General features: G+C 67.7%; 26 protein-coding genes, 1 pseudogene and 1 riboswitch. Of the genes and pseudogenes, 14 read left to right on the top strand and 13 right to left on the bottom strand.

Annotation, left to right across the window (positions count from 1 at the left end):
• Positions 1-24: 24 nt before the first annotated feature.
• The 8 genes from RIC54_RS22590 to RIC54_RS22555 all read right to left on the bottom strand — a co-directional run bounded on the left by RIC54_RS22590 (position 25) and on the right by RIC54_RS22555 (position 8726).
• Positions 25-441 carry a hypothetical protein gene (locus RIC54_RS22590; RefSeq protein WP_350096843.1) on the bottom strand — a complete coding sequence of 139 codons (417 nt, stop codon included), beginning with the start codon at positions 439-441 and terminating at the stop codon, positions 25-27.
• Between the two features lie 55 nt (positions 442-496).
• Entirely contained in the window at positions 497-1378 is an 882-nt protein-coding gene (locus RIC54_RS22585; protein WP_350096841.1) for an ABC transporter permease, read from the bottom strand.
• Entirely contained in the window at positions 1375-2343 is a 969-nt protein-coding gene (locus tag RIC54_RS22580) for an ABC transporter permease (RefSeq protein WP_350096839.1), read from the bottom strand. Before RIC54_RS22580 ends, RIC54_RS22585 begins: the two co-directional genes overlap by 4 nt.
• Positions 2344-2428: 85 nt before the next feature.
• Positions 2429-4117, bottom strand: coding sequence for a peptide ABC transporter substrate-binding protein (locus tag RIC54_RS22575; RefSeq protein ID WP_350096837.1), 1689 nt, complete (start codon positions 4115-4117; stop codon positions 2429-2431).
• A 62-nt stretch (positions 4118-4179) separates the two neighbouring features.
• Complete coding sequence (locus tag RIC54_RS22570; protein ID WP_350096835.1) at positions 4180-5646, bottom strand: RimK family ATP-grasp domain-containing protein; 1467 nt, start codon at positions 5644-5646, stop codon at positions 4180-4182.
• The gene (locus tag RIC54_RS22565; RefSeq protein ID WP_350096833.1) at positions 5643-6743 is read right to left on the bottom strand and encodes a GNAT family N-acetyltransferase/peptidase C39 family protein; all 1101 of its coding nucleotides are present in this window, start codon (positions 6741-6743) and stop codon (positions 5643-5645) included. The genes RIC54_RS22570 and RIC54_RS22565 overlap by 4 nt, the downstream gene beginning before the upstream one ends.
• A gap of 169 nt (positions 6744-6912) precedes the next feature.
• Positions 6913-7662, bottom strand: a complete 750-nt coding sequence (locus RIC54_RS22560) for a hypothetical protein (protein ID WP_350096831.1) — start codon at positions 7660-7662, stop codon at positions 6913-6915.
• Between the two features lie 62 nt (positions 7663-7724).
• Complete coding sequence (locus RIC54_RS22555; RefSeq protein WP_350096829.1) at positions 7725-8726, bottom strand: sulfotransferase family protein; 1002 nt, start codon at positions 8724-8726, stop codon at positions 7725-7727.
• Between the two features lie 189 nt (positions 8727-8915).
• A riboswitch (TPP riboswitch) is annotated at positions 8916-9017 on the top strand.
• A 66-nt stretch (positions 9018-9083) separates the two neighbouring features.
• On the opposite strand from RIC54_RS22555, the gene RIC54_RS22550 reads away from it, so the two are divergent.
• Genes RIC54_RS22550 through RIC54_RS22525 form a run of 6 tightly spaced genes read left to right on the top strand, consistent with a single transcriptional unit; the run spans position 9084 to position 14237 of the window.
• A complete protein-coding gene (locus RIC54_RS22550) occupies positions 9084-10205 on the top strand; it encodes an ABC transporter substrate-binding protein (protein ID WP_350096827.1) in 1122 nt (373 codons plus the stop codon).
• Positions 10202-11092, top strand: a complete 891-nt coding sequence (locus RIC54_RS22545) for a branched-chain amino acid ABC transporter permease (protein WP_350096825.1) — start codon at positions 10202-10204, stop codon at positions 11090-11092. The genes RIC54_RS22550 and RIC54_RS22545 overlap by 4 nt, the downstream gene beginning before the upstream one ends.
• Entirely contained in the window at positions 11089-12810 is a 1722-nt protein-coding gene (locus RIC54_RS22540; RefSeq protein WP_350096823.1) for a branched-chain amino acid ABC transporter ATP-binding protein/permease, read from the top strand. The genes RIC54_RS22545 and RIC54_RS22540 overlap by 4 nt, the downstream gene beginning before the upstream one ends.
• Positions 12807-13529, top strand: a complete 723-nt coding sequence (locus RIC54_RS22535; RefSeq protein WP_350096821.1) for an ABC transporter ATP-binding protein — start codon at positions 12807-12809, stop codon at positions 13527-13529. Before RIC54_RS22540 ends, RIC54_RS22535 begins: the two co-directional genes overlap by 4 nt.
• A 30-nt stretch (positions 13530-13559) precedes the next feature.
• Positions 13560-13766 carry a hypothetical protein gene (locus RIC54_RS22530; protein ID WP_350096819.1) on the top strand — a complete coding sequence of 69 codons (207 nt, stop codon included), beginning with the start codon at positions 13560-13562 and terminating at the stop codon, positions 13764-13766.
• Positions 13767-13787: 21 nt separating this feature from the next.
• The gene (locus RIC54_RS22525) at positions 13788-14237 is read left to right on the top strand and encodes a GNAT family N-acetyltransferase (protein ID WP_350096817.1); all 450 of its coding nucleotides are present in this window, start codon (positions 13788-13790) and stop codon (positions 14235-14237) included.
• A gap of 7 nt (positions 14238-14244) precedes the next feature.
• Here RIC54_RS22525 and RIC54_RS22520 read toward each other — a convergent pair whose 3' ends face one another.
• On the bottom strand, positions 14245-14607 hold the full coding sequence (locus tag RIC54_RS22520) for a hypothetical protein (protein ID WP_350096815.1): 363 nt from the start codon (positions 14605-14607) through the stop codon (positions 14245-14247).
• Positions 14608-14851: 244 nt separating this feature from the next.
• Between RIC54_RS22520 and RIC54_RS22515 the strand changes: the two genes are divergently transcribed.
• Positions 14852-16156 carry an Hsp70 family protein gene (locus RIC54_RS22515; protein WP_350096813.1) on the top strand — a complete coding sequence of 435 codons (1305 nt, stop codon included), beginning with the start codon at positions 14852-14854 and terminating at the stop codon, positions 16154-16156.
• A gap of 8 nt (positions 16157-16164) precedes the next feature.
• Here the strand turns inward: RIC54_RS22515 and RIC54_RS22510 are convergent.
• A pseudogene (locus tag RIC54_RS22510) lies at positions 16165-16431 on the bottom strand (GFA family protein); the annotation flags it as partial.
• 216 nt (positions 16432-16647) lie between these two features.
• Between RIC54_RS22510 and RIC54_RS22505 the strand changes: the two are divergent.
• From RIC54_RS22505 to RIC54_RS22480, 6 genes are all read left to right on the top strand, one after another.
• The gene (locus RIC54_RS22505) at positions 16648-17349 is read left to right on the top strand and encodes an orotate phosphoribosyltransferase (protein WP_350096811.1); all 702 of its coding nucleotides are present in this window, start codon (positions 16648-16650) and stop codon (positions 17347-17349) included.
• A 17-nt stretch (positions 17350-17366) separates the two neighbouring features.
• Positions 17367-17990: a glutathione S-transferase family protein gene (locus RIC54_RS22500; RefSeq protein ID WP_350096809.1), complete on the top strand. Its 624-nt coding sequence runs from the start codon at positions 17367-17369 to the stop codon at positions 17988-17990.
• A gap of 7 nt (positions 17991-17997) precedes the next feature.
• Positions 17998-19479, top strand: coding sequence for a xylulokinase (locus tag RIC54_RS22495; RefSeq protein WP_350096807.1), 1482 nt, complete (start codon positions 17998-18000; stop codon positions 19477-19479).
• Between the two features lie 86 nt (positions 19480-19565).
• Positions 19566-20507, top strand: a complete 942-nt coding sequence (locus RIC54_RS22490) for an ABC transporter permease (RefSeq protein ID WP_350151433.1) — start codon at positions 19566-19568, stop codon at positions 20505-20507.
• 57 nt (positions 20508-20564) lie between these two features.
• Positions 20565-21509, top strand: coding sequence for a sugar ABC transporter substrate-binding protein (locus RIC54_RS22485; protein WP_350096803.1), 945 nt, complete (start codon positions 20565-20567; stop codon positions 21507-21509).
• Between the two features lie 2 nt (positions 21510-21511).
• On the top strand, positions 21512-22270 hold the full coding sequence (locus RIC54_RS22480; RefSeq protein ID WP_350096801.1) for an ATP-binding cassette domain-containing protein: 759 nt from the start codon (positions 21512-21514) through the stop codon (positions 22268-22270).
• A gap of 7 nt (positions 22271-22277) precedes the next feature.
• Here the strand turns inward: RIC54_RS22480 and RIC54_RS22475 are convergent, their stop codons facing one another.
• Together RIC54_RS22475 and RIC54_RS22470 are read right to left on the bottom strand one after the other, a co-directional pair.
• On the bottom strand, positions 22278-23006 hold the full coding sequence (locus RIC54_RS22475; protein WP_350096799.1) for a DUF1028 domain-containing protein: 729 nt from the start codon (positions 23004-23006) through the stop codon (positions 22278-22280).
• Positions 23007-23010: 4 nt separating this feature from the next.
• Positions 23011-23892, bottom strand: coding sequence for a phytanoyl-CoA dioxygenase family protein (locus tag RIC54_RS22470; protein WP_350096797.1), 882 nt, complete (start codon positions 23890-23892; stop codon positions 23011-23013).
• Between the two features lie 69 nt (positions 23893-23961).
• On the opposite strand from RIC54_RS22470, the gene RIC54_RS22465 reads away from it, so the two are divergent.
• Positions 23962-24228 carry a hypothetical protein gene (locus RIC54_RS22465; RefSeq protein WP_350096795.1) on the top strand — a complete coding sequence of 89 codons (267 nt, stop codon included), beginning with the start codon at positions 23962-23964 and terminating at the stop codon, positions 24226-24228.
• Positions 24229-24232: 4 nt separating this feature from the next.
• On the opposite strand, the gene RIC54_RS22460 is transcribed toward RIC54_RS22465, so the two are convergent.
• Positions 24233-24679 carry a PaaI family thioesterase gene (locus RIC54_RS22460; protein WP_350096793.1) on the bottom strand — a complete coding sequence of 149 codons (447 nt, stop codon included), beginning with the start codon at positions 24677-24679 and terminating at the stop codon, positions 24233-24235.
• Positions 24680-24741 lie beyond the last annotated feature (62 nt).

Raw genomic sequence — 24741 nt, 5'->3', positions numbered from 1 at the left:
CGGTGACGCGCCGGCGAGCGGCGGTCAATGGCACGACACGTTGTACAGCCAGCTGTCGGCGCTGCGGTAGGCGAACACTTCGATGACCTGCTCCGTCGTGGTGTAGCAACTGAAGACGGGGATCGTGACGAAGCTGGTGAGTACGAACGACACGGTGTAGTTGCCGTAGGTGGTTCCCGACATGCACAGCCTGCGGGCTTCGTTGCGCGACAGCCGGAACGTCGCGCGTTCGCGCGACTTCATCACCACCCGGCCGGTGATGGTGAACGGCGCGCGGTTGCGCACCACCACGCAGACGTCGCCGGTGAATTCCGGCCCGGACGGCGGCTTGACTTCGCGCCGGTTGGTCGGCCCTTCCACTTGGGTCACCTGCTCCTCGCAGGCGGTGAGCAGCCCGAGTGCCAGGGCGGCGAGAGCGATCAGGCGGCGGGCATTCATCATGGCCGGACTTTGGCCGGTTCGGCCCGTTGCCGCAATCGTGGAACGCCGTTGGGCATCAGCCCCCGCTCGATCGCCGGCGCGAGCGCGGATCCAGGGCGTCGCGGAGGGCGTCGCCCAGCAGGTTGACGCTGACCACGGTGACGAAGATCAGCATGCCGGGCCAGATCGCCAGGCGGGGCGATTCCCAGATCAGCTCCTGCGCGCCGGTCAGCATGTTGCCCCAGGACGGTGTCGGCGGCCTGATGCCAAGGCCGAGAAAGCTCAGCACGCTCTCGAACAGCACCACATTGCCGACCGCCAGGGTTGTCGCCACCAGGATCGGCGCGGCGGCGTTGGGCAGTACGTGACGGGCAGCGATCCGCATCGGCGAATAGCCGAGCGCCTGGGCCGCCTGCACGAACTCGCGCCGGCGCAGGCTGAGGGTGGCGGCGCGCACCAGCCGAGCGGTGGTCGGCCAGCCGACCAGGGTCACCAGGACCACCAGCCGCCCCAGCAGCACTGTCGGTGAGTTTGCGGCATCGGCCGACAGCCCGAGCTTGGTCAGGTCGACCGCCGCCAGCACGATCAGCAGCGGCAGCAGCGGCAGGGCGATGACCCCGTCGGCGAGGCGCATCAGCAACGCGTCGATCCGGCCACCGAGATAGCCGGCCGCGAGGCCGATGGCGGTGCCGACCGCCGAGGCCGCGACCGCGGCGACCACGCCTACGGTCAGCGACACCCGTCCGCCGTACAGCAGGCGCAGCAGCAGATCGCGGCCCAACTCGTCGGTGCCGAGCGGATGTTCGGGCGACGGTGGCTGCAACCGGCCGAACAGGTCGACTGCCTCGGCGTCCAGTCCCATGAGGGCTTCGACCAGCGGCGCCCCGACGGCGGCGACGGCGAGTACGGCCAAAGCCGCAGCTGCGAACGTCGCACTCGGGCCCAGACGCCGGATCACACCGCATTCTCCGCCCGGTACACGATGCGCGGGTCGAGCCGTGCGTAGGCGAGGTCCGCGGCAAGGCTGCCGAGCAGGGTGGCGCCGGCGGCGACCAGCAGGCCAACCAGGGCGAGATTGTAGTCGTTGCCCATGACGGCGTCGTAGATCGTCTTGCCCATGCCGGGCTGCGCGAACATGGTCTCGGTCACCAGCGCGCCGGAGACCAGACTGCCCAGGTCGAGGCCGAGCAGGGTGACGACCGGCAGCAGGGCGTTGCGCAGGGCGTGGCGGGTGGTGACGGCGCGTTCGCTGAGGCCCTTGGCCCGGGCGGTGCGGACATAATCCTCGCCGAGTGCCTCGATCAGGGCGGCGCGCAGGTGGCGGGTGTAGGCGGCAATGCTGGCGGCGGCCAGCGTGACGACCGGCAGGACGAGATGCTGGACCCGGTCGAGGAATCCGCCGCCGCCGGTGCTGGCGGTTCCGCCGGCCGGCAGCCAGCCGAGGACCACGGCGAACAGCAGGATCAGCAGTAGCGCCAGCCAGAACGGCGGTACCGAGATGCCGGCGAAGCACAGCATGTTGACGCCGCGGTCGACGGCGCCGCCGGGATTGCGGGCGGCGACCAGGGCAGCCGGCAACGCAACGGCCAAGGCCAGCGCGAGCGCGAGGCCGATCAGCAGCAGCGTGCGCGGCATCCGCTCCGCCACGATGTCGAGCACCGGGCGGGTATACAGGCGCGAGTAGCCAAGATCGCCGGTGAGCGCCGAGGACAGCCAGGCGAGATAGCGCTCCCAGATCGGCCGGTCGAGCCCCTGCAGCGCTTTCAGGCGGGCGATGTCCTCGGAGGTGATGCGCGGATCGGCGCCGACCATCAGGTCGATCGGATCCCCCGGCATCAGCCCCAGCAGGACATAGGCCGCAGCCGACAGCAGGAGCAGGACGACCAATGCCTGGACCAGCCGGCCGGTGACGTAGGTCAGCATGCGGCGGTCGCGTCCGTCGCCTGGCGGATCCCCGCCGAAGCGCGGCGCCGGACCCGGATCGATCGGGTGACGAACAGCATCCCGATCACTCCGCCACCTTCCAGTCCTCGATCCAGTTGGTGGTGCTGTACTTGTGGCCGGTCGGGCGGACGCCGGTCAGCCATTTCGGCAGGACGTAGCTTTCGGCCCTGAAGTACAGCGGGATCGCCGGCAGTTCGGTGGCATAGATCCGCTGAATGCCGGTCCACAGCGCCTTGCGCTTGCCGCGATCGAGCTCGATCTGGGCGGCTTCGATCAGCCGGTCCATCTCGGCGTTGCGGAAGCCGGTATTGTTCTGGCCGGCCCAGTTGTTGGCGTCGGTCGGGATCGACTCCGAATGCAGGGTGGTGCGTGGCACAACTTCCGGGGCCGACAGCCAGGCGAACAGGGCCAGGCCGGTGAACTTGCGCTTGGAGACCGTCTCACCGAAGAAAACCCGCGCCGGCTCGTTGCGGATTCGGGTCTCGATGCCGACGCGCTTCCAGTAGTCGGCCAGAACCTGCTGGACCAGTTCGCGGGTGCGGTTGCCGGCGGTGGTCATCAAGTCGACGGTCAGGGATTCGCCCTGGGCGTTGACGCGCACGCCCTTGGCGCCGACCTTCCAGCCGGCGTCGTCCAGCAGGGTCTTGGCCCGCTCCGGCTCGTAGCCGTAGGTCGGCACTCCGTCGGTGGTGTTGACCCAGTCGAGCGGGTGGACGCTGGTGTTGGCCACCGGCTGCTTGCCGGCGAACAGCCGGTCGCTGATCGCCTGTCGGTCGATCGCCAGGATCAGCGCCTGCCGGACCCGCCGGTCGGCCAGGATCGGATTGTCGAGCATGACATCCATGTGTTCGTAGATCAGCCCGGGCTGGTACAGCACCATGAAGCGGTCGGCGTTGCGCTTCTCGAAGGCGATGGCCTGGTCGATGTCGAGTCCGAGTTCCCCGGCGATCATGTCGATCGATCCGGACAGCAGGTTCGCCTCCAGCGCCGAGGTGTTCTCGATCGCCCGGATCTCGATCCGCTCGAACGCCGGCCGGCCGCCCTTCCAGTGCGGGTTGCGGGCCAGCACCAGCTTCGAGCCGGTTTCGATCGCCGCGACCCGGTACGGCCCGTTCCACAGGCCTGGGTTGGTCGGATCGGTCTGATACAGGGTGCGGTGCCGGTACTCGCGCGGCACCTCGAAGCTCGGCTGTTCCAGGTGGGCGGGCAGAACCTGGAAGTCGCCCATCGACGGATAGCGGTAGTCGAGCTTGCGCTCGACCACGGTAAAGCGCTTCGGCCCGTGAACCTCGATGTCGAGTACGTCCTTGTACGCCCGGAAATTGGCAACCCCGGTGTCCGGATGGCGGCCGACCTTCCAGGCGAACACCACATCGTCGGTCGTCACCGGGGTGCCGTCGGCCCAGAACGCGTCGTCGCGCAGGGTGTACGACTTGCGCACGCCGTCGACCGGATCGCCGGCCTCGGTTGTCGACGGGAACCGCTCGGCGTCGCCGTCCTCCAGACTCGGCAGCTTTACGCAGAGCTGGCAGATCGTCGTCCAGTCGTGCCCCTCGATGGTGATCTGACGCTGGGCGGCTCCGTGCACGTAGGTTTTGGCCAGCATCGAATCGATCATCGGGTTGAGGGTCCCCGGATACTGGGTGATCCCGATGGTCAGGCTGTCGCGCGCCGCCAGCGCTGATGGCACCGGCGAGCCGCCGCACAGTGCAGCGATCAGCGACAAGGCGAACAGAACGCGGCGTCGGATCATCGGCGGGACCTCCTGGCTGTCAGGATACGGTCCGCCGGGCGTCCGTCAAAGCCGATGAGAGGTCAGCCTGCGTCAATCCGGCGGATGAACGATTCCAGCAATGTGCGGTACAGCCCGTCCTTCAGCACCTTGTCTTCGACCCCGGAGTCGATGTTCGGGTTGTCGTTGACCTCGACCACGAAGACGCCGCGATCGTTCTGCTTCAGGTCGACGCCGTACAGACCGAGGCCCATCAGTCGGGCGGCGGCGGTGGCGACGTCGAGCACCTGCTTCGGGGTATCCTCGACCGCCAGTGTGCGGAACCCGCCATGCTTGGCGTTGCCCGACGCGCCGTGGTTGTAGATCTGCCAGTGCTTGGGAGCCATCGTGTACTGCGAGACGAACAGCGGCTTGCCGTCCAGCACCCCGACCCGCCAGTCGAACTCCGTCGGCATGAATTCCTGGGCCAGGATCAGGTCGCTGTCGCTGAACAGCTCCTTGGACATCCGCTTCAGGGTGTCCAGGTTGTCGGCCTTCATCACACCCCGCGAGAACGAACCGTCGGGGATCTTCAGCACGATCGGGAACGACAACTCATCGGTGGCGCGTTTCAGGCTGCGGGAATCCAGCACCAGGGTCTTTGGCGCCGGGATCTTGCGGGCGATCAGCGTCTCGGCCAGGAACACCTTGTTGGTGCAGCGCAGGATCGACGTCGGGTCGTCCAGCACTGGCATGCCCTCGTCCTCGGCCTTGCGGGCGAACCGGTAGGTGGGATTGTCCAGGGCGGTGGTCATCCGGATGAACAGCGCGTCGAACTCGGCGAGCCGCGAGTAGTCCTTCGGCTGGATCAATTCCACCGACACACCCATCTGGGCGCCGACCCGTTCCAGAGTGGCGAGCGCCTTGGGGTCCGAGGGGGGCAGCGCCTCCTTGGGATCATGCAGAACGGCGAGCGTGTAGCGAACCCGCTTTGGCCCCTTCGGTGCCCGCCAGGTGCGGCGGGTATAGGCCTCCAGGGCGGCGGCGAACACCGGCTGTTCCGCGGCATGCAACTCATCGATCGTGCGGGGGCGGATGGCCTTCACGTAGAAGCCCCATTCCGGATCGCGGCGGATCTGGATGCGCAGGATCGGAGCGCGGAACCGGTCGAAGGCCTCACGGGCCACCCGCTCGTAGCGCGGGTCGGCGGTGCGTCCGAAATAGGCATCGATGGAGAACGAGGCTTCCGGAACTTCCTTGATCCGCGCCAGCGAGCGCAACAGCACCCGCTCGACCGCCCGCATCCCGGTCCAGGAGCGGCCACGCTCCTTCAGCGACAGGATTGCAGCCGCCGACGGAATGACGCGGTGACCGCGGGCTTCGGCAAGCAGGGACGCATAGTATCCCTGACCGAGATAGACCAGGTCGCGCGACAGGTTGACGATGCGCGGTGTCGCGTCGCCAAAGGTGTTCGGGTTGGTCAGGTAGTCGCGGGTACGCATGACCTGCAGTCCCTCGGGCGGGATCGGCAGATCCTCTGGTCGGTCCACCAGAACGACCAGCGTGCTCATTCGGCGGCCTCCCGCAGGCGTACGAACACCGCGGCCTGAAGGCGCGACCGGCCGAAGCGGGTCATGCTGTCGAAAGCGGAGCGGGGGATCGGAACGTGGACACAGTCCATGTCGGTCTTCATCAGATCGTCGTCCATATCGGGGTCGTGAACCAGGAGAAAGCGATCGTCGACCCCCGTGACGACGATCCAGTGCGGAACCTTCTCGGCATTGAACCGGTACGAACTGACCAGGAGGATCGGAATCCAGCCGGTGTTCAGTGCGGTGCCGAGGTTGGTGGGCGTGATCGGGCCGATCTCGACGTTCAGGTTGGCTGCCTTGAAGTCTTCTTCCATCGAGGTGTGGGCGCGTTCCATGATGCGCTTCTTCTCGGCGCTGCGCACGGTGTCGAGGAACAGCGGGCCGCTTTCGGTCACCACGACGCGCACCTGGAAGCCGCGGCGATGGGCGGCGAGGGCCAGCCCGTAGGGACCACAGCCGCCATGTCCCGAGGTCATGAAGATGGTGGTGGCCTCGCGCCAGATCCGGATCTCGTCATTGGGATCCATATGCCGCGATGGGTCGAGGGCCGCCATGGCCATCATCACGCTGGCGGGGCCGCAGGTAAAATCCGTAGTCTGATGATAGTACGGCACCTGCGGTACGGTTGGCGACGGGCTGAACCGGATCCGTTTCTCGTAACGCCAGCCATCGGCATCGTCGTCATAATATTGCGGCAGCGACATCAGGCGCCGGTATTTGCGGCTGTCGTACAGCGCGATCGCAACGGCGTTGTCGGCGCGTACTTCCAGGCGCAGGGCCACGCAGTCGTGTCGGCGCGTCTCCTCCTCGGCATACTCAAGCAACTGCACGCCGATACCCCGGCCGCGCGCCTCCGGGTGAACCGCAAGGGAGTACAGCCGGGCCAGTGCGGTGCCGAGGTGGAACAGTACGAGACCGTATCCCAGAAGCGGACCATCGGTCGCGGCCTCGGGGTCCTCCACCACGAACAGCGAGGCCTTTGCCTTGGTCAGCATGTGATGAAAGCTGCGGCGCGACAGGCGGTCGGAGCTGAAGCACGTTTCCTCGAGCTCCAGCAGGGCCGGAATATCGGTCACCTGGCCTGGCCGGACGACGGCGCCGGGCAATGCATGCCTCTGGCGCGTTGCGGCTTCCTGATCCAGAAGTGTATGAGGCAGCATCGTCAGGACGCCTTTCGCGTCGGGTGCGCGGACAGGGCGATCCGCGCGCCTCTAGATCGATGATCCTGGTTTCGTGTCAACCGCGTCAAGCGCATGCCAGATCGTCGATCGCCGCAACGATGTGACGGACCGAATGATCGGCGTCGATTTCACCGCGCGGCGCGATGTCCCAGATCCACGTTTCGCCGGTCTCGGGAAGCTCTGCGCCGTGCAGCGGATCGAGCCGGCTCATAACGATTCCGGTGGGCCCCAGGATCTCGATCGCGCGATCGAAGACCAGCGCCGTCGGGCACGGCAGCCGCCGCAGCCAGGCCAGGTGGGCCTCCACAAGGGCACGGCCAACCGCATCGGTTCGGGAATCGTCCATTCGTCGGGTTGCCACGACCGACAGCTGGGAGAGCAGGTTGACCGAAGCCACGAACCGTACTGTGGCATCATCCATGAGGAAGCGGGGTGCGGCGATGTCGGTCAGATCGTGCAGCGACTCGGTGACGTCGTGACGGACGCATGTCACGTTGCCCAGGGCGTGGGCGGCGCGATGTGTGGCCCGGGCAAAGGCAATGTCGACCAGGCGAACCGCTTCGAATCGTTCGGACAGGGCGGCCAAGGGCACGTCATTCAGGTGCCCGGCGCCGAGGATTACGGCGGCGCCGTTGGTGTCGGTGCGATCTGCCGCCCGAAGCACGGCCGCCTTGCTGTGATCCTCATGGGCTGCCCAGGCAGCAAGGTGGCGTCGTCGGCGCGCGGCGATTGCCACGAACTCTGACAGGTGCCCGGAACGTCGGGCGAACGGCAGGCTCGGTGTCGCGAGCCATTCGACGGCCTCTCGCAGCATGGCGGGAGTTTAGCGTGACGCGGTCGCCCGCGCCGGGGAAATCGGGCCGGCCCGACGCTGGGTCACCAATCGTCGGCGGAGTCGTAGAACAGGGGCCGGTTGGCGATATAGCCCCTGCGCACGCTGGCGATGGTTTCGGGATCGAGCTCGTGCTTCCAGCGATCCGCCATCGCCCGGGAGTCCCGGGCGGTGTCGGAGCCGCCCGGCTTGTAGCCGGCCGCCGATCGGCTCGTTCGTTCGATCTCCTCCTTCAGCGCCTCGGTCAGCGGCAGCTCGCAGAAGCTGAGCAACCGGGCAAAGGTTCCGACCGGGTCCAGGCACAAGTCCTCGTATCGAACGGTCGTGTGGTCCGGCCATGCGGCGAGCGCTGCCATTGCACGATGCTGGACGAGTGCCTGAAGCGCGCCGCTCTGCTCCCAGACGTCGCCGTCGTGCGGAAGATGGAACGCCGGTTCCAGTTCGGCGAGAGTCCCGGGAGAAAAGCGCTTACGGAACTGATCAGTGCCCGCCCACCCCAGCGCATGGTAGCTCCGGGCAACAGCTGCGGGGTGGCGCAACAGGTAGATGACACGCGGCTGGAACTCGGCAATGAGGGTGTCCAGGGCCAGCGGGTTGACCTCCTTGACGACCACCCGCTTGGCGTGCCGGTCGACCGATCGCCATTGCTCGGGAAACAGCACAACCGATTCGGCAAACCTGGGTACGCCCCGCAAGGCGTGACCGGCGGCACGCAGATAGTCGCGCGGCCGTCGGCAAACCTCGTACTCGAACTCCGAGACGCCCTTGCCGCCAAGCAGGCGCAGGTAGGACTGGGTCACCGGTTCATGGAGGTAAAGAGACTGCTCCGACGATCCGAGAATCCGTCCCGCCCAGCTCGAACCGCCGCGCGGCATCGACACCAGCAGGATCGGCGGGTGCTTTGGTGGGGCCAGCGCGGCCATCATCTCGCCGAGCGGCCGAAGCTGCGCCCAGGCCAAGCCGGGATGGGCCGAGTATCGCCGAAGTTGCCCGAGCGGCCGGCGGATCGCCTCCGGGATCATCTGCTTCGCCAAGGCACCACTCATGCCGGTCCCCGGAAACCTGTCCTTGCGTTCACGGCAGTACCTCCATGTCTGAGCGTGCCGGAAGTGGCACCGGCCACCGGAAGCGGGCCCGGTGAAAACGTCGTGAGGTTGCGCCGGTTCCGTCCGGCCGATCGCCAGGCGCCGACTGTCGGTTGACTCCGTCACGCCGATTCCGCACGCTCCGGCCCGTACGTGATGCTGGGGTGCCCGTCGCGGTACGGCGGGCTGAGATCACACCCATTGAACCTGAACCGGGTTGCGCCGGCGGAGGGAGTCGTCACGGTCTTGACCGATCCCCATCGCAAGGCCGCGCCGCCCTCGTCCTCCCGCCGCCGGGAGACCCGAGGAGCAAGACGGATGCGCCGCCTGTTACCAATCCTGATGTTGACTGCCGCCCTTCCTATGCTGGCCAGCGCTGCCGAACCGGTGGCGGTGTCGGTGCTGGTACCAATCACCGGGTTCCTGGCGCTTGAAGGTACGGCTCAGCGCAACGGCGCCGTGCTGGCGCTCGACAATCCGCCGGCGGGCGTGACCGTCGCCTATCAGGTCGCGGACACGGCCACCTCGCCGGAGGTAGCGGTCACCGCCCTGCAGCGCGCGCTCGACCGGGAGAAGCCGGTGGCGATCGCTGCGCCGATCTTCGGGACCCAGATGCTGGCAATGGCGCCGATCGCCGACCGGGCCGGGGTCCCGCTGATCACGGTTTCGGGTACTGCGAAGCTGACCGAGTTGGGCCACGACGTGGTGTTCCGGTTCTTCCCGACCGATGCGGTCGTGAAGGTTGCGCAGGCCCGCTACGCCGTGCAGGAACTGAAGCTCACCAAGCCGGCGATCCTGTACCAGACCACCTCGTACGGCCAGAGCGGGCACCAGCATCTGGTTCGCGCGCTGGGCGAACTCGGGGTGAAGCCGGTCCTGGAGGAGGCGATCGATCCGGGGATCAAGGATCTGGTACCAGCGCTGGAACGGGCGCGGTCGGCGGGCGCGGATTCCCTGCTTCTGCAACTCCATTCCGGGCCGACCGCCCTGACGGTGCGCCAGGCGCATGGCATCGGGCTCGGCCTGCCGATCGTCGCCGGTTCGGCAATGCATCAGCCGACCACGGCAGCGCTGGTCGAACCGGCGCAGCTCAAGGGTGTGTGCGCCGAGACGGCCTCGTCGCCGATGTCGGACCCAAGGCCCGAAGTTGCGGCGTTCGCGGACGCCTATCGCACGCGGTTCAAAGCGGAGCCGGATGCCTTCGCACTTGGCCAGTACGACGGGATGCGCATGGTGCTGGCGGCGGTTGCCGATGGCGCCCGCACGCCGGAGGCGGTCAAGGCTTGGCTGGCAAATCATCGGCATGACGGACTCGCCATGAGCTATGTTTCGGACGGCACCGGAAACATGGCGCATGACGCGGTCATCGTGTGCTACGACGGCAGCGGGCGGGGGCCGGCAATCATGAAGCGCTACGACGCCGTGGACGGAGTGAAGTGATCGAGGCGGCTGCGCAGCTCGCGGTGAACGCTGTTGCGCTCGGCGCTGTATATGCGCTGGTTGCTCTCGGATTCGTTCTGGTGATTGGCGCGGTCGGCGCCGTCAACTTCGCCCATGGTGAACTCGTGATGCTCGGCGGCATGGTGGCCGTCGGGGTCGCGGCTCTGTTGCCCGCCGACCTGCCGGTACCGGGGCTGGTGGCGCTGCCGGCAGTTCTGGCAATCATGGCGGTCGCAGGGCTGTTCGTTGCCGGCGTTGCATACGCTCCGCTGCGCCGCGCTCCGCCGACCTCGGTGTTCATCGCGACCATCGCGCTGGGCCTGATCATCCAGCATGGCGTGAACGCCGGCATCGGCCCGGAACCGCTTCTCGGTCCGCCGGTGGTCGATACCGGCATCTGGCAGATCGCCGGCATCGGGTTGGCGCGCCAGCAACTGGCTACCATCGCCACCGCGTTGGGGCTGATCGTCGGCGTCCACGTCCTGCTCCAGCGCACCCGCTTCGGCCGCCGGCTGCGCGCGGCAGCCCAGGATGCCGAGATGGCGCGCGCGATCGGCATCCGGGTGAACGTCACCGTCGCGGTCAGCTTCGCGTTGGCAGCCGCCCTGGCGGGAGCCGCCGGTCTGCTCTTGTCGAACCAGTATCTGGTCACGCCGACCGACGGCGCCATGCTGATGCTGAAGGCCTATATCGCGACGGTGATCGGCGGTTGGGGCCGAATCTGGGGGGCCGCTCTCGGCGCGTTCGCGATCGCGGTGTTCGAGACACTGGTCGCTGCCTGGACATCGTACCTGGTTGCCGAGGCGCTGCTGTACGTCGGCGTTCTTGCGGTCCTGGCGTTCCGGCCGAAAGGGTTGTTCGGCGAGGTCGAGGGGCGGCGGGCGTGACACGGTTCGATCGTCGCGACGGGATCTATCTGGCGGCTGCCGTGCTGGGGCTTGGCGGTGTCGTGGTTGCCGGCGATGCGTATGCGCTGCGTATCGCTTCGCTGGTCGGGATCTACGCAATAGCGGCGATCGGCTATCAGCTGGTGTTCGGGCGGCTTGGCCTGTTGTCCCTGGCGCAGGGGGCGTTCTTCGGGCTGGGGGCGTACGCGTCCGCTCTCCTGACGGTCTCGACCGGCTTGCCGGTTCCGCTCGGGCTGGCTGCTGCCGTTGTCGTGCCCGCATTGGCCGCGGCGGTGATAGCACTGCCGATCGCCCGCCTGGAATCGCACTATGTGGCACTCGCCACCCTGGGGCTCGCCCAGTTGGCGTTGCTGGCTGCAACCAACCTTGAGTTCACCGGCGGTGCCAACGGGCTCTACGGCGTTCCGCCGATCGTGACCGACCCGGTGGCATTCGGCCCGATCAGCGTCGGACCAATCGCGATCGGGGCCATGGTGGTTTCCACCGGCTGGGTGACGCTGATCTCGGTCTGGTTCGGCGTTCTGGTGGCGCTGTTGGTCGCCCATGCGGTGACCCGAGGAGGCAGGTCGGCCGTACTCGCAACGCTGGACAGCGCACCAAATGCAGCAGCCGCGCTGGGGTTGAGCGCCACTCGGGCGCGTCTGGCTCTGTTTGCCGTTGCCGGCGGTCTCGGCGGGCTGGCCGGCGGATTGCAGGCGCATGGCCTCGGGGTCGTCTCACCGGCGGTCGTTGGTTTCGAGATCATGGTCACCATACTGGCCATCGCCGTGATCGGCGGGCGCGGCAGCCCGGCCGGCGCCGTCCTCGGTGCCGCCCTGCTGATTCCGCTGCCGGAAGTGTTCCGGTTCCTGGAGGGCTCGTACCTCATCGCCTATGGCGTGGTGCTGCTGGCGGCGATCATCCTGATGCCGCGCGGACTCGACGGGTGGCTGCGCGACCGGTTTCCGCGTCGAGCGCCGATGGTGCCAACCCCGCGGCAATCGACGATGAAACGCCCAGGCAAACCGCTGGTGGTCCAGGGTCTGGTCAAGCGTTTCGGCGGATTGACGGCAGTTGACGGCGTGGCGTTCTCGGTGCCCGCCGGCACCGTGGTCGGGCTGATCGGGTCGAACGGATCCGGCAAGACCACGACACTCAACCTGATCAGCGGGCTGGAACGGCCGGATGCTGGCCAGATCCGGCTGGGAGGTGTGCCGCTTGTCGAGCGCCCGGCGCATCACCGTCGCGAACTGGGCCTGGCGCGCAGCTTCCAGCATCCGGAGTTCCCCACCGGGTTGTTCGTTATCGAGGCGGCGGAGGTCGCCGCCGGGGATCGGGCGATTGCGATGGCGGCACTCGGTCGGGTCGGGTTGGCTGATCGGGCGACCGCACTTGTCTCGGCGCTGGGCGCTGCCGACCTGCGTCGGCTCGACCTGGCGCGCGCCTTGGCGGCCGAACCGGGCGCGCTGATCCTGGATGAGCCGGCGGCCGGGCTGACGGCGGAGGAACGCATCGCGCTCTCGACTCTGCTGCGCGAGCTTGCGTCGGCCGGCCTGGCGGTGCTGGTGGTCGATCACGGCATGGATTTCCTGCTGCCGCTGGCTGACCGGATCGTCTGCCTGGAGGCCGGCAAGGTGATTGCCGCGGGACCGCCGGAAGTGGTGCGGCAGAATCCGGCGGTGATCGCGGCATACCTGGGATCCGGAGCGGCGGAATGACTGATGACGGGGTCCGCGCCGGATTGACGGTCGAAGGGGTTGATGTCCGCCAGGCCGGCGCAACGGTTCTCGGCCCGGTGTCGGTCAAGGTCGAGCCCGGCTCGGTGGTCGCGTTGCTGGGTGCCAATGGGGCCGGCAAGTCGACTTTGCTGCGGGCGATTGCCGGTGCCACGCCGGTGTCCAGCGGCCGGATCTATATCGGGGAGACGGAAATCTCCGACGTCGGGTCGGAACGCCGTGCGGCATTGGGCGTTGGCTGGTGTCCGGAGGGTCGCCGCCTGTTCCCGGGCCTGACCGTCGACGAGACGCTCGATATCGCGGTGCCGGGCGGACGGCGCGAGCGCGCGGAGCGGATCGCTGCTATCCTGGAGCTGTTTCCGGCGCTTGCCGACAAACGGCAGGAGACGGCGTGGCGGCTCTCGGGCGGCCAGCAGCAGATGCTGGCCATTGCCCGAGCCGTGATCGCCGAGCCATCGGTGGTGCTGCTGGACGAGCCATCGCTCGGCTTGGCGCCGGTGGCGCGCGACCAGGTGTTCGCGACGGTCCGTCGTCTGGCCACCTCGGGTGCGGCCGTGCTGTTGGCCGAACAGGATACCCCGCGCGCGTTGTCGATTGCCGACCGGGTGGTCGTGCTGGCGCGCGGACAACTGGTTCTCGACTGGCCGACGGCGATGGCGGTCGGCAACCCTCACTTCGAACAAGCATTGATGGGCGTCTGACTGCCCGTGCAATCCAACAAGGGAACCTCGATGGACGAGACCAAGATCGATCCGGCCGCCATGGGACGGCTGGCCAAAGCGCTGAGTTTTATCTGCGGCCCCGAGAACGCCACGACGGTCGCCATGAAGAAGGCGGCCGACAGCGGCAGCGATCAGGACGTCAAGCGCGCGCGGACGTTGTTCCTGAAGTTGAAGCCGGGCGACCGGCGCGCGGCGATGACCATGCTGTCGGACTGAGATTCGATCCGGATTCCGCCGATGACGGATCTGACCGTCCGCGCCGCCGCGTTCGCCGATCTTGAGGCGATGCTTGCGCTCTACGACCACCTCCATCCTCCGAACCCTCGGCCGGCGGATCCCGAGGCGATCTGGCGCGCGACGCTGGCTCATCCAGGTCTGACCGTCTTCGTCGGAGCGGCCCCGTCGGGCTCATTGGTTGCCAGTTGCACGCTCGTGGTGATTCCGCACCTGATGCGGTCCGGTGTGCCCTACGCGCTCATCGAGGACGTCGTCACCCATGCCGACCATCGCCGGCGCGGCTATGGCCGTGCCGTTCTGCACGCGGCGCTCGATGCCGCCTGGGCAGCCGGCTGCTACAAGATCATGCTGATGACCGGGTCAAAGGACCCGGCAGTCCACCGGTTCTACGCGGGCACCGGGTTTCAGCAGAACAAGACCGGCTACCAGATCCGCCGCTCCTTGAGCTGAATGCCCATCAGGTCTTGCAGTCGGGATTGCCGTAGTCCCGGATGCACTGGGACTGCGTGCACTGCAGGATGCGGCGGTTTCGCTCGGGCTCGTTGGCGTCGATGGTCTCGACGGCGGTGTACGGAACCCATTCCGTGCGCATGCCCTGCTTGCACTTGGTGGTGTTGCCGGATTTCGTGCATGTCGAGGTGCCGTCCGGCACCTCCACCGCCCGTTCCTTGTTCACGAACACCTGCTGGTAGGCAGGCGGGATCCTGGCCGCCCATTCCTGAAAGCATACCTGCCGGGTCTGCTGGTACTCCGGCGTCCCGCAGGCGGCGAGAAGGCCGCAGAGGGCGAACACCACGGGAAGTGGAACAGCGTGACGCATGACGGCTTCTCTGCCCTGACGTTCGGAAGGCTCCTCGCAACACCCGGGCGACGTCGGCGAAGAGGGAGCGTCGCTCGAAACGACCTGCGAGACGATGGCACGCCACCCCTATGGGATGCCAAGAGCAAAAATGTGAACCCCGCGCGCACTTCCGGTTGACCGTCGGAGCCGTGTCGGCTACTCACCGCGCCCTTTCCAAGTCCCGTTTCCGCCCCTCCGTGCCACGCGCATTGGGAGAACGACCATGGTCGCCTCGATCGGCATCGATTTCGGGACCACGAACACCGTGCTGGCCCTGGCGAGCGCCGACGGGACGGTGACCACCGCCAGCTTCCGCGCGGATGCGGACGGCAGCGCCGGCTGCCGCACGGTCCTGACCTTCGCTCAAGGCGAGGATGCCGGCTCGCCGCCGATCGAGGTCGAGATCGGTCCCTGGGCGATCCGGCGCTATCTGGCGGGACCGGCGGAGTGCCGGTTCATCCAGTCGCCGAAATCCTATCTGGGCAGCCGGTTGTTTCAGGAAACCCGGATCTACGGCCGATCCTACCGGCTGGAGGACATCGTATCGGTGTTCCTGGCCGAGTTGATCGAGCGCGCCGGGGAGGCCGACGGCGCCCCGTCCGCCGGATGTGTCGCGGGCCGGCCGGTGACGTTCTGGGGCAGCGATCCGGACGATGCGCTGGCGATGGAACGGCTCATCGCAGCCTATGGCGACGCCCGGCTGGGACGTCCGGGATTCGTCTACGAACCGGTGGCGGCGTCCTACTACTTCGCCACCCGACTGAAGCAGGATACGACGGTGCTGGTGGCCGATCTGGGCGGCGGCACCACCGACTATTCGGTCATCCGCTACGAAATCGGCGACGGTCCGCCCGGGGTGACGCCGCTGGCCCACCGGGGCGTCGGCATCGGCGGCGACCGCTTCGATTTCCGCATCGTGCAGAACGCGGTCGCCCCGTTGGTCGGCAAGGGCACCGGCTATCGCTCGTTCGGCAAACGGTTCGACATCCCGGCCGCCTATTTCAACCGGATCGCCAACTGGCATGAGTTTTCGTTTCTGCGCACGCCCGAGGTGCTGCGCGACCTGCGCCATCTGGCGCGCATGGCGGACGAGCCGGAACGACTCGATCGACTGCTCCAACTGGTCGACGGCAACCTCGGCTTCCACCTGAACCACCGGGTTTCGGCGGCCAAGGCCCATCTATCGGGTGAGCCGGTGGCCACCCTGTCGCTGGACGATCTCGGCGTCGATCTAGCCTGCGAGATCGCGCGCGCCGATTTCGACGACTGGATCGCCGAGGATCTGGCCGATCTCGATCGGCACCTCGATGCGGTGCTGGAGGACACCAGGCGCGCCGGCGGCGGTGACATCGACGTGGTGTTCATGACCGGCGGCAGCTCGCTGGTGCCGGCGGTGCGGCGGATGTTCGAGGCGCGGTTCGGCGCCGAGCGCATCCAGGCCGGCGACGAGTTCCAGTCGGTCGCCAAGGGGTTGGCGTTGATCGGGCTGCTGCCGGACCGCTCGGCCTGGACGTTCGACGGCTCCTAGCGGGGCGGTCAGTCCAGCGCCGGCACCCAGGGATGACGCCGTTCTTTCCAGACCGCCTGGGTGGGCGCCGGAAACGACGGGTCGGCGAAGCATCCGACGGCGACGGCAACTGAGCCGGGCTTGCGCTCCGGCTCCCAGAACACGGTCGAACCGCAGTCCGGGCAGAAATGGAAGGTGATTGGATGGCCGCTGTCCGATGAACGCTTGAACGAGCGGGTCCGGCCCTCCGGGTTCACCGAGTCGCGGCCAAAGAAGGCGGCGATACCAAATGCGGCGCCGGTCCGGCGCTAGCAGTCCAGGCAGTGGCAGAGCGACCCTTTCTCCGGCTCTCCGCGGCAGACGATCCGAAGCCGTCCGCAGGCGCAGGCCGCCATCCGATCGACCATCGGCCCCCTCCGGCTTGAGTTCGCATTCTACCACCGGTCGCCGATTGTTGCCGCCCGATGCTGCCGGGCGTATGACGTCGAAGCCGTATTTCCGAGGGAGACGACATGACCGGAGCGCTTACGCCGGCCCAATTGACGCCCGATTGGTACAAGACCCCGGCGGCCATCGCCGCCGATATCCTGCTGGAGATCCAGGCGGTGCACATCCGCCCGGAGGAGCCGTTCACCTTTACCTCCGGACGCCTGTCGCCGGTCTATGTCGATTGCCGCAAGATCATTGCGTTCCCGCGTGCCCGGCGCCGGCTGATGGAACTCGGCGTCGATCTGCTGGCGGCGCGTGCCGGGGTCGAGGCCTTCGACATCGTGGCGGGCGGCGAGACCGCGGGCATCCCGTTCGCCGCCTGGATGGCCGAATTGCTGGGCCTGCCGATGGCCTATATCCGCAAGAAGCCGAAGGGTTTCGGCCGCAACGCCCGGATCGAGGGGCAGGTGAAGGACGGCGCGCGGGTCCTGCTGGTCGAGGATCTGGCGACCGACGGCGGCAGCAAGCTGTCCTTCGTCGACGGTATCCGCGAGGCCGGGATGGAGTGCGCCCACTGCTTCGTGGTGTTCCACTACGGGGTGTTCCCGCAGAGCGTGACCGGCCTGAAGGAGCGCGGCGTCGATCTGCACGGGCTGTGCACGTGGTGGGACGTGCTGGCCGCTGCCCCGGCGCGCGGCTACACCGAGGCCCAGTTGAACGAGGTCCGCGCCTTCCTGGCCGACCCGGAGGCCTGGGACGCCAACCACCGCACCCTTACCGCCTGACCCGAAGGACAAATGCCATGCTGAAGATCTGGGGCCGTGCCAGTTCGGCCAACGTGATGAAGCCGCTATGGGCCTGCGAGGAGATGGGCGTCCCGTTCGAGCACGAGGAGGTCGGCGGATCGTTCGGCCGCACCAAGGACCCCGAGTACCTGTCGATGAACCCGAACAGCCGGGTTCCGACCATCGTCGACGACGGCTTCGTGCTGTGGGAATCCAACGCCATCGTGCGCTACCTCGCCACCAAGCACGGCAAGGGCACTCTGGCGCCGGCCGATCCGCGGGAATATGCCGATGCCGATCGGTGGATGGACTGGCAGCAGACCACCACCCTGCCGATCATGACGCCGATCTTCTGGGGGCTGGTGCGCACCCCGGTGGCCGATCGCAAGCTCGACGTCATCGAGGCCGCTCGCAAGGATGGCATCGCGGTCTGGAGCATCCTGGACCAGCGCCTCGAGGGCCGCGACTTCATCATGGGCGACCGGCTGACCATGGCCGACATCCCGCTCGGCCCGCAACTGCACCGCTGGCTGAACCTGATCGAGGACCGCCCGGCGATGCCGCATCTGGAGGCGTGGTACGGCCGCCTGATGGCCCGGCCGGCCTTCAAGAAGTGGTGCGGGGTGCTGCCGCTGACGTGAGGCTCGGTTGACGACGGTTCTCGCCATCGATCTCGGCGGTTCCGGCCTGCGGGCCGCCTTGGTGGACGCTCATGGGAGTATCGTTGCCCGATGGCCGCTGGAGCGACCGGCCGGAGAGATGTCGGGGAGTGCGGACCCGGCCCTTTGGTGGCGTGACCTGAACGTCGCGGCGTTGAGGCTGGCGGACGCAGAACCGGAAGCTTTCGCCGCCGTTCGCGGCATCTGCATTTGCGGCATGACCCGTACCCAGGTGTTCGTCGGCGCCGATGGGACATCCCTGCGTCAGGCGATCGGGTTTGGCGACACGCGGGCGGCATCGGAACTGAGCCAGGCGGTTGCGGGCTCTGACCTCGCTGGCCTGCCCGAGGCTGCCAACCTCAACCCGTATCACCCCGCTGCCCGGCTGTTGTGGCTGAAGCACGCCGAACCCGAAAACTACGCTGCCACAAAGGTGGTATTGGAGCCGAAGGACTGGCTGGCGTTCAAGTTGAGCGGAGTGGCCCGGTCTGACGCGATCTCGACGGTCCGCCTGCGGTCCGCCGCCGAGCGGCTTGCCGGCCGATCGCTGCTCGGCGTGCTCGGCCTTGACGCATCGATGCTGCCCGAGACTATCGAACCGACCGCTGAGGTTGGCCGCGTTCTGCCTGGGTTGCCGGCGCCGTTCGACCGGCTGGCCGGGGTCCCGGTGTTCTGCGGGTCGCACGATACCTGGGCCGGGGTGGTCGGTATCGGCGCCGTGGTGGCGGGTCGGGCCTACAACATCTCCGGCACGTCGGAGGTGCTCGGCCTGATCACTGATCGCCTGGTCGCCGCACCGGGCCTGATGACCGTCGATTGGGGCGGTGGGTGCTGGCAGGTCGGCGGGCCGAGCCAGACCGGCGGCGCCACCCTGCGCCACGCCCTGCGCATGCTCGGACGCGGTGACGAGGATCCGGCCGCCGCCGTCGCGTCGCTGGAAACGGCACCGCGCTGCGCTGCTCCGCCGCTGTTCCTGCCGTTCCTGGAGGGTGAGCGGGTACCGTACTGGGACCCGGACCTGCGCGGCGCCTTCATCGGCCTGTCGGCGGCGCACGGCCCGGCCGATCTGCTATGGGCGGTGCTGGAGGGCATCGCGCTCCTGAACCGGGAAGTGCTGGGCCGTGCCGAGGCGGCGGCCGGGTGCCGCGCCGAGGTGGTGCGGATGGCCGGCGGCGGCGCGCGCAGTGAACTCTGGGCACGCATCAAGGCGGACGTCCTGAACCGGCCGGTGGAGCTCTGCGATCAGCCGGAAGCCGGTCTGGTCGGCGCGGCGGCGGTCGCCTGGACCGGTCTCGGACGGTATCCGGATCTGGCGGCGGCCCAGGCAGCGATGGTCCGGGTGGGCCGGCGGTTCGAGCCGGATCCGGTTCGGGCTGAGGCGCATGCCGAACGGGCGGTGCTTTGGGCGGAGATCCAGGCGGCGACCGCATCGGTGGGCCGGCGGCACGGAGCGCCGGGCACCTCTGGGTGATGGGGCTTGGACAACAATACTCTGTCGTCCCGAGGCGCGTGGCGCTACGAAGGGCCGGTTGGCGTGCAAGGGTTCTGGGGCAGGGGATGCGGGGCTTCGTTCAGACGTACGGTACCGCGCTGGCGGGCGTCGCGGTCTTCCTGTTCTTCGTGGCCTTCGCGCCGAACTTCGCCAACCCGATCAACCTGCTGAACATCCTCAAGCAGGTCAGTTTCCTCGCCATCCTCGGCATCGGGTTTACCTTCGCGCTGACCACCGGCGAGTTGGACCTGTCGTTCGCCAACCTGGCCAGCCTGGCGGCGGTGGCGACCGGTGGGTTGATTCACTCCGGCTATCCGATCCCGATCGCGATTCTCGCGGGGCTGGCGATCGGCATCGCCGGCGGCGCGCTGAACGGGTTGCTGGTCACGCGGATCAAGGTGCCGTCGCTGATCGCCACCCTGGCCACCGCTTCGATCGCCAACGGGTTTGCGTTCTTCCTGACGGCGGGCGTCGCCTTTGTCGGCCGTTGGGACCCGAGCTTCGTGGCACTGGGCCGCGCCCATGTCGCCGGCATCCCGGTGCTGGTGCTGTGGATGGCCGGCGTGGCGCTGGTCGCGCTGTTCGTGCTGAAGAACACCCGTCTCGGCATTCACATGATCTGTACGGGAGAGGCAGAGGACTCGGCGCGCCTTGCCGGCATCAGCGTTCGGCTGATGAAGGGGCTGGGGCTGACCCTGTCAGGTGCGCTGGCCGGGGTGACGGCGGTGTTGCTGACCGCCAACCTGTCCTCGGCGGCACCGACCATGGCCGGCGACTACCTGCTGACCGCGATCGCCGCGGTGCTGCTCGGCATGACCATGTTCGAGCCCGGTCGGCCGAACGTGCTCGGGACCCTGGTCGGCGGCGTGGTGATCGGGGTTCTGTCAAACGGGCTGATCCTGATGGGAGCCGACTACTATGTGCAGGACATCGTGCTCGGCCTGATCATCATCGGATCGGTGGCATTGTCGGCCAGCACATTGAAGAAAGCCGCGTTCGGGGTTTGACTGTGGCAATGGGATTGTCTCGGCGCGTCCGGTGATGCGCCTTCACGGGAGGGTGGAATGAAGAAGTATCTGGCCGGATTGCTTGCCGGCGCGGCGTTGTCGGTGGCGACTGCCACTTCGGCACTGGCGTTCGATCTCGGGGTGGTGGCGTTCCAGATGTCGGCGGAGACCCACGCCCGGGTCGCCAACGCGGTGGAGGCGGCGGCCAAGGCACGCGGCTGGTCGGTCACGGTGCTGAACTCGTCCGGCACCATGCCGACCCACCTCGAGCAACTTGAGACCCTGGTGCAGAAGGGCGTCGACGGCATCGTGGTCGCCATGGGCAAGCCGGTCGAGGCCGATGCCCAGCTTGCCGCCGCCAAGGCCAAGGGCATTCCGGTGATCACGGTGATGAGCGGCACCAGCCCGCACACCCTGTTCGACATCCAGGTCAACGAATACAAGGTCGGCGCCGAGGCGGCCCTCTACCTGCTCGGCCAGTTGTCCTACGAGGGTGCGATCCTGACCCAGCGCTTCGAGGGCAATGTCGGGACCCGGATCCGCGGCAAGGTGCTGGACGTGGTGCTGTCGGAGAACACCGCCGTCACTATCGCCGGCACCCACACCATGGCGCGCACCAAGAGCTGGCGCGACGACGTGCGCAACGGCATGCAGGCGCTGCTGCTGCAAAATCAGGGCAAGATCAAGGGAATCTGGGCGTCGTTCGACGGCCAGGCCTTCATCATCGACGACCTGTTGCAGGCCCAGGGAATGAAGAAGGGCGACCTGACCCTGGTGTCGATCGACGGCGGGCCCGAGGCCTATCGCCGGATCGCCGACCCGGCGAGCCTGCTGTCGGCGACCGTCTCGATTCCGTTCGAGGAGCTGGGCAACGCCGCCGTTGACGCGATGCAGGTGATCGCGGTCTCCGGCAAGCCGAAGGCGTCGGTGGTGGCCGGACCGTACCTGTTCATGGACGCGGTGCTGGTCGACGCCAACAACGTGAAGAGCTTCCTGAAGTGACGATGCGGGGCGAGGTTGCGGCCGTGCTGTCGGTGCGCGGCCTCGCCAAGCGCTACGGCGCGGTGCAGGCGCTTGCCGGCGTGGACCTTGATGTCCATCCCGGTGAGGTGCTGGCAATCTGCGGCGACAACGGGGCCGGCAAGTCGACCCTGATCAAGATTGTCTCCGGCGCCGAGACCGCCTCAGGCGGCGAAATGCGGCTGCGCGGTGAAGCGGTGCGTTTCGCCTCGCCGCACGACGCGCTGCGCCGCGGGCTGGCGACGATCTACCAGGATCTGGCCTTGGCGCCGCGCCTGGCGATCTACCAGAACGTCTTCATGGGGGCGGAGTTGACCCGCGGTGTCGGCCCGCTGCGGGTGCTGGACAAGCCGGCGATGATCGAGCAGGCGCGCGGCTACCTCGCCCAGCTCGGCTCCGGCATAACCGACACCACCCGTGCGGTCGCCACCCTGTCCGGCGGCCAGCGTCAGTCGGTGGCAATCGCCCGCGCCCTGCGCTGGAATGCCGACATCGTGGTGATGGACGAGCCGACGGCGGCGCTGGGCGTGAAGGAAACCGCCCAGGTGCTGGACCTGATCCGTGCCCTGAACGCCACCGGGAAGACCGTGGTGCTGGTCAGCCACAACATGGCCGACGTGGTGGCCGTGGCGCACCGTGTGGCGATCCTGAAACAGGGACGCAAGGTGATCGACCGACCGGTCGCGGGCCTCGACGCCGACACCCTGAGCCACATGGTGATGGCGGGCCGCGAGGCGGCTTGATCGATGTCTAGGCCGATGCGTCACGTCGTGCTGCCGCGGTCCTAAACGCCGCGACGAACGCTTCCCGTGCCTCAGGCTCGAAGATGCCGCTTGGATCGTCGCGCGTCGGAAGCGTGGCGTAGTAGGGACGGCGCTCGACCCAGAACAAGTCGAAGACCCGCCGCAACTCGGCAGTTGGCGTAGCATGCTCGTCGACCCGCAGGTCGACCTCGGCGTGCGCCTCCGCGCCGACCACCAGGAGCGCGGCCGACTGCTGGCCGCGCTTGTCGCCACCGACCTTCTGCCCCGCTTCCAGTGCCGCCAACAGGCGGTCGGCGAACGGTCGATGATTGCCGTCAAGCCATGCCGACGCGGTAGCCTCCACGACTGCCGGACCGGCGAGCATGTTGCCGGCTACCGACACGGCGTCGCCGGTCCAATGGCCGCACCAGTCGACACAGGACGTGCCGGTGTAGGCATGCGCACGACCTTCGGTGTCAACGCCGTGGATCTGCCGCCAGTCACGTCCCCGGTCGTCCTGAAGGGCCTTGGCGATGGCAGCTTCGAAACCCAGCCCGCGCGCCAGCCCGGTGAGGGTGCGCTCGGCCGCTACGGGCGAGGTATAGGATTGGCTCGACAGCGCACCAACTCCGGCAGTGACCCAAGGGCATAGCGCTCCGACCGCAATCACCCGTGACGAGATGGCAACGCCGAACGCGCCACTCGCCGGATCACGCGCGACGATCGACCAGGTCATGGGGCTACTCCGCGGCGGCCGATGCCTGACCCTGCACGGTGAAGAACGAGGCGGATTTCGGTTGCTTCGGCAACTCCACCTCCAGCGGGATCATGCGCGCAGTCGGGCTTGCCACCCCGCGCACGATCCGGCCCTCGTTCGGATTCGGCATCGGGCTGCGGGCGATCGGGACGGCATCCGCGGCGGTGTATACGCAAATGTACAGGCCGCGCGGTCGCTGCGAGGCGTTGGCGGCCGAACCATGGGCCAGCCTGGTGTGCATCAGGCAGACCGATCCGGCCTTGCCGGTCACCGGGATCTGGCGCGCCAGCATGTCGGCCTCGATCTCGTCGGCCATGCGTCCGGTGAACACGCCGTTGCGGAACAGCGAGTGGATCGGCCCCTTGTGGGTGCCGGGCACCACCATCAGGCAGCCGTTATCCTGGGTCACGTCGTCGAGCATCAGCAGGGCGGTGATCACGTCGTCATTGGTGTGCGGGGTGTAGGCGAAGTCCTGGTGATAGGCGACCTCGGTCCGCGCCCCCGGCAGCTTCACGTTGATCTTACAGTGATGGAACTTGACGTTCGGCCCGATCAACTGGGCGATCATGTCGACCGTGCGTGCATTCGACATCACGTCGAAATAGTCGTCCGAGATGTCGGAGGGGTTATTGACGCGGCGCAGGGCTGGATGGTCGGCGCTGTGCTCGGCACCCATGTCGAAACGCGGCCGGTCGTCGACGGTTGGCGGGCCGAACGGCGCGGTGTGCGCCCGGCTCTCCTCCACCCAGCCGGCGAGGGCGGCGTTCAGACGGGACAGCTGTGCGGGCGTTACGGCATTCTCCACGGTGAGCACGCCATCGCGCCAGAACGCATCGACCTGGGCCTGGGACAATGCCTGCGACATGTTCGCCTCCTCGCCTCGCAACGCCGACTTGGGCGACTATATGCCGGTGGAGGCTAAGGAGAAACGGCCATGCGTCGCGCGGTTCCGAAATCCCTGGGAGCGGTCCTGCTCCTGCTTGCAGTGCTGGGTGGTGTTTTGGCGGTCGCCGTGGCGTTGGTTGTCAGCACGTGGTCGGGCGGGGCTGAGATCTCGGGACACGGTTACGCGGCGATGGCAATCGGGGTGCTGTTTACGGTGGCGCTCGGCGGCGGCCTGATGGCGCTGGTGTTCTACAGCCACCGTCACGGATATGACGACAGCGTCGCATCCGAGGACGGGTTCGACGATCGCCGTTGAGCCGCTACCGCGTGGGCGTCCCATAGGGATCGCTGCGGCGATACCGGTACGATCCTTCACCCATCGCCAGCAGGTTGCCGTCAGCGTCGAACACCTCGCACGAGGCGAAGAAGATGTTTCGGCCGCCGCCCTTCTTCAAGGCGACCGCGCGGATCGTGCCCTCGCGCACCTGGCCGACGAAGTTGGTGGTCAGCGTCAGGGTCACGGTCTTTCGGATCGGCTCGCCTTCCGGCATCCACACGCCGGCGTAGCCGCACGCGGCATCGATCAGGGTCGCCAGGATTCCGCCGTGCAGCGTGTTGGACCGGTTCAGATGGATCGGCTGGATCGGCAGTTCCATCACGGCGCTCTGCGCCGTCCATTCGACGAGCTTGAATCCAAGCACGGCGTTGAAGCCGACGGTGTCCTCGACGATCCGGTCGTCGGTGGCGGGCGAAGCGCTGTCGTTCATGAGGTCCGATTGCTGCGGTGCGGTAGGAGGGCGATCCTAGCGGCGCCGAACCAGTAGCGCCA

It is taken from the genome of Thalassobaculum sp., from assembly GCF_040219215.1.
In the GTDB taxonomy this organism is placed as follows: Bacteria; Pseudomonadota; Alphaproteobacteria; order Thalassobaculales; family Thalassobaculaceae; genus Thalassobaculum_A.
Note: the sequence above shows the minus strand (reverse complement) of the source record. Positions and strands in the feature narration are given on the sequence as shown.